Below are 1,667 nucleotides of genomic sequence, written 5' to 3' on the forward strand. Positions count from 1 at the left end.
GGCACGGGCGCTGTACACCAGCTCCGAATGGTTATCCAGCGCTGCTGGAATAGTGGTTACCAGCATGGATTGCTTGGCGTTGGTCGGACAGCCGGTACCGCAGTAACCGAGGTTCCAGCAGCCGGATACGTTACGCGGAATTACATGCCAGTCGATACCCAGCTGAGTGGCGCCGCGGGCCAGTACCGAGTTGTTTTCATTCGGCGGTACCTGCCACGGAGCAACGTTCAGGCGCTGTTCCATCTTCTCGAACCAGGGGTCCATTTCAGCGCGGCTGAAACCTTCAACGCCAAACTCCTGCTGCCAGTAGTCGAGGGTCGGTTCCGGGGTGCGGAAGCTGGAGGTCCAGTTGATCACGGTGGTGCCGCCAACGCAGCGACCCTGCAGGATCGACATCGCGCCGTCTTTGCTCATGCGTCCGGCGCTTTCCTGATACAGGTCGCGGTAGGCTTCACGCTCGTCCATGCGGAAATCGTTGGTGCTTTTCAGCGGGCCTTCTTCCAGCATCAGCACTTTCAGTCCGTCCCTGGCCAGAATCTCTGCGGTGGTGCCGCCACCGGCGCCGGTACCGATAATGATGACGTCGGCTTCGATGACGCTGCCGTCAGCCACTTCGGTCGATTCACGTACGTTCCAGCCGTTGGCGATACCGTCAAGAATGGGATCGGGAATACCGGCAACCACCGGGATATCGGGCTGGCGTTGATTATTATTCTGCATTGCCTTGTCTCTTTTTATTCTGTGTTATCAGGCCGGGATTTTCTTTGGCGCGCCCGGGTAGCCGCTGCTGACAAAGGTCTCTGGCTGAGAGTACCAGCACATGGTCAGAAGCTTACACAGCGAGCCATAGCCCATGCGCTTCAGCTGGATGCTGCTGGTTTTCCAATCCTGTAAAAAGGCTTCAATCTGCCCGGCGCTGGCCTCACTCCAGCTGCCCCATTGTGCGCCCATGGCGGCACGGATCGGAGCAACCTGCATGACGTCCAGCAGCTGTATCAGCTGGCTTCTGGAATAGTCTTCGAGGGTGCCGATCAGGGTATCCAGCGCTTTGGTCAGGCGCACCGGAGCGTCGGCGGCCAGTGTGCCGGGATAGCTTTTATTCAGAATCACCGGCGCCAGCGCGCTGAGAAATTCGATATCGCCGGCGCGCAACAGCTTGTAGCCTTCGGCGGCAGGCACCTTGCTGCAGCCGGTCAGACCGGCCAGCGAGGCGCCCACGGTCAGTGCCGCAGCGGAGCTGGCACTGAGTTGTAAAAATCCACGACGGGAGGTGTTGAACATAAAACGCCTCCTCAGCGGATAAACAGCTTGCGGATCAGGCCCTGAATCGCGCCGCCGTACGGTGGGTAGATAAACTGTCCGCTGTTGAAGCGGCCTTTACGGTGTACCGCTTTGGCTTTCGACAGGGCGATAAAACCTTCTTTGCCGTGGTAATGACCCATTCCGGACGGGCCGACACCACCGAATGGCATATCATCCTGCGCGATGTGCATCAGCGTATCGTTGATGGTGACACCACCGGCGTGGGTGCGCTCCAGCACTTTCTTCTGCTGTGTTTTGTCGTAGCTGAAGAAGTACAGCGCCAGCGGGCGGTCGCGGTCGTTAACGTAGTCGATGGCATCGTCCAGCGAGCGGTAAGGCACCACCGGCATCACCGGGCCAAACAG

General features: G+C 59.1%; 3 protein-coding genes. All 3 read right to left on the bottom strand.

The genetic code is table 11. The features are described from left to right. Positions 1–720: GMC family oxidoreductase N-terminal domain-containing protein (locus tag B3P58_RS01450; protein WP_286715547.1), on the bottom strand; the 720-nt coding region annotated here is incomplete at its 3' end. 27 nt (positions 721–747) lie between these two features. After that, the gene (locus B3P58_RS01455) at positions 748–1,281 is read right to left on the bottom strand and encodes a twin-arginine translocation signal domain-containing protein (protein WP_145467603.1); all 534 of its coding nucleotides are present in this window, start codon (positions 1,279–1,281) and stop codon (positions 748–750) included. Positions 1,282–1,292: 11 nt separating this feature from the next. Next, on the bottom strand, positions 1,293–1,667 hold a 375-nt coding region (locus B3P58_RS01460; RefSeq protein ID WP_286715550.1), incomplete at its 5' end, for an aldehyde dehydrogenase family protein.

Source organism: Thalassolituus sp. UBA2009, from assembly GCF_002335285.1.
In the GTDB taxonomy this organism is placed as follows: Bacteria; Pseudomonadota; Gammaproteobacteria; order Pseudomonadales; family Oceanobacteraceae; genus Venatoribacter; species Venatoribacter alkanivorans.

Coding starts and splice junctions, on each gene's coding strand:
- B3P58_RS01455 (WP_145467603.1), bottom strand. CDS start 1,281: ATGTTCAACACCTCCCGTCGTGGATTTTTACAACTCAGTGCCAGCTCC.